Origin of the sequence: Nocardiopsis sp. MG754419, from assembly GCF_018207095.1 — a bacterium.
Classification (GTDB): Bacteria; Actinomycetota; Actinomycetes; order Streptosporangiales; family Streptosporangiaceae; genus Nocardiopsis.
The window spans coordinates 51,428-57,909 of record NZ_QOCZ01000014.1 but is presented as its reverse complement, the minus strand read 5'-3'; the positions used below and the strand labels follow the sequence as shown (position 1 = coordinate 57,909).

Below are 6,482 nucleotides of genomic sequence, written 5' to 3'. Positions count from 1 at the left end.
CGTGTGGGGAGGTGCTCGGGTGCGTGACTATTCGGTAAATCGGTACTTCTTGTCAAGTGTCATGACATGAAAGAAGCGCCGGTCACAGTGACCGCGCAGTTCAGTGGGGTCGGTCGGGAGGGGCCGGCGGCACCCTCGACCCCCCTCTCGTCCGGGGGTGCGGACGCGAGCCGTGATCCCCGGGCTGTGGACGACGCCCGTCGGTCACGTGGTCCGCCGCGTGCGTCACCGTCCTCGTCCCGCGACGTCTCCGGGGCCGGCCGTCACCGGACCCGTACCGCGCCCCGGCGCCCCGCCGCACACCGGGGGGTTGTGCGCCGTCGGCCCGGGTCAGCCGGCCAGCAGCTTGTTCACGGCCTCCGGGGACAGGACCTCCTCGGTCACCATGGCCGCGCACCCGCGCACCCCGGCGTCGTCCCAGAGGTTGCTCGGCACGATCCGCAGCTGACGGGTGGACAGCGCGGTGCACTGCTGGAAGACCACCTCGCGCACCCCCGCCACCAGGTGGTCGTAGGCCTCGGACAGGTCGCCGCCGAGCACGATCACCTCCGGGTTCAGCAGGTTGACCGCACCCGCGAGCGCCTCGCCCAGCCGTCGGCCGGCCGCGCGTACCAGGGTGACGGCCACCGGGTCGCTCTCCCGGGCCAGGGTCACCAGTTCCTGCAGGCCGCCGACCTCCCGCCCCTCCTCCGCCGCGAGCCTCAGCAGGCGTCGGCCGCCGGCCACCGCCTCCAGGCAGTCGGTGTTGCCGCAACGGCACGGCACGCCACCGCCGTCGCGCACGGGGATGTGCCCGATCTCCCCGGCCGCCCCCAGAGCGCCGCGCAGAAGTCGGCCGCCCGAGACCAGACCGGCGCCGATCCCCGTGGACACCTTGACGAACACCATGTCCTCGGTGTGGCCGTGGCCGCCGGAGATGTGTTCGCCCAGCGCCATCACGTTGACGTCGTTGTCCACCATCACCGGGACCGCGAAGCGCTCGGTCACCAGGGGCGCCAACGCCACCCCGGCCCACTTGCCCAGCGCGGGCCCGTCCTCCGCGCGGCCGGCGTGGAACTCCACCGTGCCGGGCAGGCCGATGCCCGCGCCGTGGACGTCGTCGGGGGAGCGTCCGAGCGAGGCGATCTGCTCGCTCCAGGTGTCCAACAGCCAGGGCACGGTGGTGTCCGGACCCTGCTCCATGTCGGGGGAGCCGGGGGTGCGGACCAGGACCCGGCCGTCGAGGTCGCACACGGCCGCCTGGCTGCGGGCCATGCCCAGGGCGCCGGCGAGCACCAACCCGCGGGAGGCGTTGAACTCCAGGAGGGTGGGCGGCCGGCCGCCGCTGGAGGCGGCGCGGGTGCCCTCCGTGATCAGTCCGCTCTCGATCAGTTCGGTGATCCGCAGGGCGACGGAGGGGCGGGAGAGACCGGTCGCGCGTGCGATCTCCGACCTGCTGGTGGCACTTCCGGTGCGGATCATCTCCAGGATGTGGCCGCTGGTCGCGGTGGAGGACAGGCGTCCTGGGGTTCTGACCATGTCTCATTGAACCATTCACTCGGCCGGCCATCGCGAAGACCGTGCACTTATGTAAATTTATGTTCTGAAGTGTGCTTGGTTTTTTACCATAGTGCGATTAAGGTCGAAACAGGGACGTAAGACCCCCAGGTCACGGCACTTCGACCCCCGCATCGGCGCCTCCGTGACCGCCCCGCGCCCCCGCGCGAGGTGCCCCTCTCCCTCACCTTCCTCCCGCAGGAGCCGACCGAATGCAGCAGCAGCCCGTGCCCCGCTCCACCGACCTGGTGGTCTTCGGCGGAACCGGTGACCTGTCCATGCGCAAACTCCTCCCCTCCCTCTACCTGCTCGACCGCGACGGGCACCTGGACGGCGGGACCCGCGTCATCGCCGTGTCCCGGGACGGGCTGACCGACGCGGACCTGCGTGACAAGGCGGCGTCCGCGGTACGCGGTCACAGCGCGGTCCAGGTGGTCGAACCCGACGTCATGCGACGCTTCCTCGGGCGCCTCCACCACGTGACCCTGGACGTCGGCGGCGACCGCTCCGGCTGGACCGATCTGGCCGACCTCCTCGCCCCCGACCGTGACCGGGTCTTCTACCTCGCGGTGCCCCCGATGATCTCCGGCGCCATCTGCCGCGGCCTGAGCGACGCCCACCTGGTCACCCCCGAGTCCCGCGTGGTCATGGAGAAACCCCTGGGGCGCGACCTCGCCTCCTCGCAGGCCGTCAACGACGAGGTCGGGGCGGTCTTCGACGAGTCCCGCGTCTACCGGATCGACCACTACCTGGGGAAGGAGACCGTGCAGAACCTGCTCGTGCTGCGGTTCGCCAACGTCTTCCTCGAACCCCTGTGGAACTCCCGGTGGATCGACCACGTGCAGATCACGGCCGCCGAGACCGTCGGTGTGGGCGGTCGCCGGGGCTACTACGACTCCTCCGGCGCCATGCGCGACATGGTCCAGAACCACCTGTTGCAGTTGCTCTGCCTCACCGCGATGGAACCGCCCTCCAGCTACGACCGCGACGCCGTGCGCGACGAGAAGCTCAAGGTCCTGCAGTCACTGCGCCCCGTCCAGGGGGACCGGGTCGAGCAGCACACCGTGCGCGGGCAGTACACCCGGGGCGTCGTCCAGGGCGAGGAGGTCCTCGGCTACCTGGACGAGGCGGGCGGATCGCCCACCAGCGCCACCGAGACCTTCGTGGCCCTGCGCGCCGAGGTGGCGAACTGGCGGTGGGCCGGGGTGCCCTTCTACCTACGCACCGGCAAGCGGCTGTCGCACGCCCGCTCGGAGATCGTCATCCGGTTCCGGGACGTCCCGCACACCATCTTCCCCGGCGCCGGGACACCTCCGGGCTCCGGATCCCTCGTCATCCGACTCCAGCCGGACGAGGGCATACACCTCACCATGCTGGCCAAGACGCCCGGCGCCGGAGCGCTGCGGCTCCGGCCGGTCCCGCTCGAACTCAGCTTCGCCGACACCTTCGCCACCCGCTCGCCCGAGGCCTACGAGCGGCTCTTGATGGACGTGTTGGCCGCGGACTCCACCCTCTTCATGCGCCGCGACGAGGTCGAGGCCGCGTGGCGCTGGGTGGACCCGATCATCCGGGCCTGGGACGACCACGACGTCGCCCCGGAGCCCTACCCCTCCGGAAGCGCCGGCCCCGCGGGCGCCCACCGGCTCATCGGCCGTACCGGCCGTACGTGGCACGAAGAGGAGACACCCCGATGACCGCGCACCCCGACCTCCAACCCGTCGTCGCCGAGGTCACCCGCCGCCTCGCCGAACGCAGCGTCGACACCCGATCGGCCTACCTGGAGCGGATCCGTGAGGCCGTGGGCCGGGGGCCCGCCCGGACCTCCCTGGGCTGCGCCAACCTCGCCCACGGGTTCGCCGCCTGCGGTGTCGGCGACAAGCTCGCCCTCTCCGGGGACGTCACCCCCAACCTGGCGATCGTCTCCGCCTACAACGACATGCTCTCCGCGCACCAGCCCCTGGAGTCCTACCCGGCGGTCATCAAGGCCGCGGTGTCCGCCGCGGGCGGTGTCGCCCAGTTCGCGGGCGGGGTGCCCGCCATGTGCGACGGCATCACCCAGGGCCGCGACGGCATGGAACTCTCCCTGTTCAGCCGGGACGTCATCGCGATGTCCACGGCCGTGGCGCTGTCGCACGACATGTTCGACGGTGCCCTCATGCTGGGCGTGTGCGACAAGATCGTGCCCGGTCTGCTCATCGGTGCGCTGTCCTTCGGGCACCTGCCGGTGGCGTTCGTGCCGGCCGGTCCGATGCCCTCGGGCCTGCCCAACAAGGACAAGGCCCGGGTCCGGCAACGGTTCGCCGAGGGGCGGGTCGGCCGTGAGGAACTGCTCCAGGCCGAGTCCGCCGCCTACCACTCGCCCGGGACCTGCACCTTCTACGGCACCGCCAACTCCAACCAGATGCTCATGGAGGTCATGGGCCTGCACCTGCCCGGTGCGAGCTTCGAACAGCCGGGTACTCCGCTCCGCACGGCCCTGACCGAGGAGGCGGGACGGCGCGTGCTCGCCAACACCGCGCTGGGGGAGGGGTACACCCCTCTGGGCGAACAGGTCGACGAGAAGGCCGTCGTCAACGCCGTCGTGGCGCTGTTGGCCACGGGCGGCTCCAGCAACCACACCCTGCACCTGGTGGCGATCGCCCGTGCCGCCGGACTCCGGCTCACCTGGGACGACTTCGCCGACCTGTCGGAGGTGGTGCCGCTGCTCACCCGCATGTACCCCAACGGCGCCGCCGACGTGAACCGGTTCCACGAGGTGGGCGGCATGTCCTTCCTCATCGCGAGCCTGCTCGACGCCGGTCTGCTCCACGAGGACGTGCGCACCCTCGTCGGCCCCGGTCTGGACCGTTACCGCCAGGTGCCCCGGCTGGACGAGGACGGTCCGGTCTGGGTGGACGGGCCGAAGGACAGCGCCGACAAGACGGTGCTGCGCGGCGTGGGTGACCCCTTCGCCCCCGACGGTGGGCTGCGCATGCTCTCCGGGAACCTCGGCCGCGCCGTCATCAAGGTGTCGGCGGTCGCCCCCGAACGGCACGTGGTCCAGGCCCCGGCCCGGGTCTTCGACGGTCAGGCCGCGCTCCAGGAGGCCTTCGCCGCGGGCGGGCTGGACGGTGACTTCGTGGCGGTCGTGCGGTTCCAGGGGCCGCGCGCCAACGGGATGCCGGAGCTGCACAAGCTCACCCCGCCGCTCGCGGTGCTGCAGGACCGGGGCCAGAAGGTGGCGCTGGTGACCGACGGGCGCATGTCCGGTGCCTCGGGCAAGGTGCCCGCGGCCATCCATGTCTCCCCGGAGGCGGAGGCGGGGGGTCCGCTGGCGCGTGTACGCGACGGTGACATCGTTCGACTGGACGCGGTGCGCGGCACACTTGAGGTCCTGGCCGATCTCGACGGCCGGGAGGACGCACGCCCCTCCGTGGACTCCTCGGCGGGGACCGGGCGCGAGCTCTTCGCGGCCCTGCGCGGGGCGGTCGGCCCCGCCGAGACCGGTGCCGGCGTCTTCGGCCACTGAGGATCCGGACCCCCGTCCACACCCGTACCGAACCAGCACTTGGAGAAGCACATGACGACCGTTCCCCGCTCCGGTGAGGACCTGTTCTCCCTCGCCCCGGTCATGCCCGTGGTCGTGGTGGAGAAAGCGGAGGACGCGGCCCCCCTGGCCCGCGCGCTCGTGGCGGGCGGGCTGCCCGGCATCGAGGTGACCCTGCGGACCCCGGCGGCACTGGAGGCGATCGAGCGGATCGCCCGCGAGGTGCCCGAGGCCGTGGTGGGCGCGGGCACCGTCGTCAACACCGAACAGGCCGAGGCGGCCGCGAAGGCGGGCGCCCGGTTCCTCGTGAGCCCCGGTTGCACTCCGGATCTGGCCCGCGCGATGACCGACACCGGTCTTCCCTCCCTGCCGGGTGTGGCCACGGTGTCGGAGGCGATGGCGCTGCTGGAGCAGGGCGTGACCGCGCTGAAGTTCTTCCCGGCGGAGGCGTCGGGGGGCGCGCGGTTCCTCAAGTCCCTGAACGGTCCGCTGCCGCAGGTGCGGTTCTGCCCCACCGGTGGCGTCACCGTGCAGAACGCTCCCGACTACCTGGCGCTGCCCAACGTGGGCTGCGTCGGCGGCAGCTGGCTCACGCCGGCCGGGCTGGTCGCCGGTGCCCGCTGGGACGACATCACCGCACTGGCCCGGGAGGCGTCCGCGCTGCGTCACTGAGGGGCCCGGGAGGGCGTCGGACCGGTGGTGTCGTCGCACCGATGGGTGGGTGAAGTGTGGCAGCAAGGTGACAAAAACATGCGAATGTCACGGAGTTGCCCTCGAGGGGATGCTTGAACGCTTCGTTACAGGCATACTGCACTGCAGTCACAGGAACACACACGTGTGGACCTGTGATCACCCCCCATCAATTTCACAATGAGGTGCAGACATGGGCGCGACCGTGAACCGCGTGACCCTGACGATCGCCGCGCTGGCCCTGGTGCTCTCGGCCTGCGGATCCGAACCCGAAGAGACCGTGGACGCCCTCGAGTCCGACGTCGAGGAGAGCCCCGAGATCCACCGGGCCCTGCGCTTCTCGGCCCCGACCACCGACGGTGGTGAGTTCGACGGCGAGACGCTGGCCGACTCCACCACGGTCCTGTGGTTCTGGACCGCCGAATGTTCGGAGTGCGTCGGTCAGGCCTCGGTCGTCTCGGCTGCGGACCGGGCCCACGACGGCGTCGACTTCCACGGTGTCGTCGGGCGATCGGACGAGGAAGCGGTCACGTCCTTCGAGGCCGCACAGGGCATCGACGACATGACCAACGTGATCGACGAGCACGGCACCATCTGGGGCGGCTTCGAGGTGATCAGCCCGCCCTCGTTCGTCTTCCTGCGGCCGGACGGCACGCACACCACCGTTCCCGGCGCCATGACCGGGGACGAACTCAACGCCGCCATCGCGGAGGAGCTCGGCTGACGGCCT

General features: G+C 71.3%; 5 protein-coding genes. 4 read left to right on the top strand and 1 reads right to left on the bottom strand.

What is annotated here, in order from left to right:
* Window positions 1-330: 330 nt before the first annotated feature.
* On the bottom strand, window positions 331-1,518 hold the full coding sequence (locus DSY14_RS04630; RefSeq protein ID WP_211715187.1) for an ROK family transcriptional regulator: 1,188 nt from the start codon (window positions 1,516-1,518) through the stop codon (window positions 331-333).
* Between the two features lie 230 nt (window positions 1,519-1,748).
* Between DSY14_RS04630 and zwf the strand changes: the two genes are divergently transcribed.
* The 4 genes from zwf to DSY14_RS04610 all read left to right on the top strand — a co-directional run bounded on the left by zwf (window position 1,749) and on the right by DSY14_RS04610 (window position 6,476).
* Window positions 1,749-3,230, top strand: coding sequence for a glucose-6-phosphate dehydrogenase (zwf, locus tag DSY14_RS04625; RefSeq protein ID WP_211715186.1), 1,482 nt, complete (start codon window positions 1,749-1,751; stop codon window positions 3,228-3,230).
* Window positions 3,227-5,044 (top strand): phosphogluconate dehydratase, encoded by a 1,818-nt coding sequence (gene edd, locus DSY14_RS04620; protein WP_211715185.1) that lies wholly within the window; start codon window positions 3,227-3,229, stop codon window positions 5,042-5,044. The genes zwf and edd overlap by 4 nt, the downstream gene beginning before the upstream one ends.
* Before the next feature lie 51 nt (window positions 5,045-5,095).
* A complete protein-coding gene (locus DSY14_RS04615; RefSeq protein ID WP_211715184.1) occupies window positions 5,096-5,734 on the top strand; it encodes a bifunctional 4-hydroxy-2-oxoglutarate aldolase/2-dehydro-3-deoxy-phosphogluconate aldolase in 639 nt (212 codons plus the stop codon).
* A gap of 211 nt (window positions 5,735-5,945) precedes the next feature.
* The gene (locus DSY14_RS04610; protein ID WP_211715183.1) at window positions 5,946-6,476 is read left to right on the top strand and encodes a redoxin domain-containing protein; all 531 of its coding nucleotides are present in this window, start codon (window positions 5,946-5,948) and stop codon (window positions 6,474-6,476) included.
* Window positions 6,477-6,482: the final 6 nt, after the last annotated feature.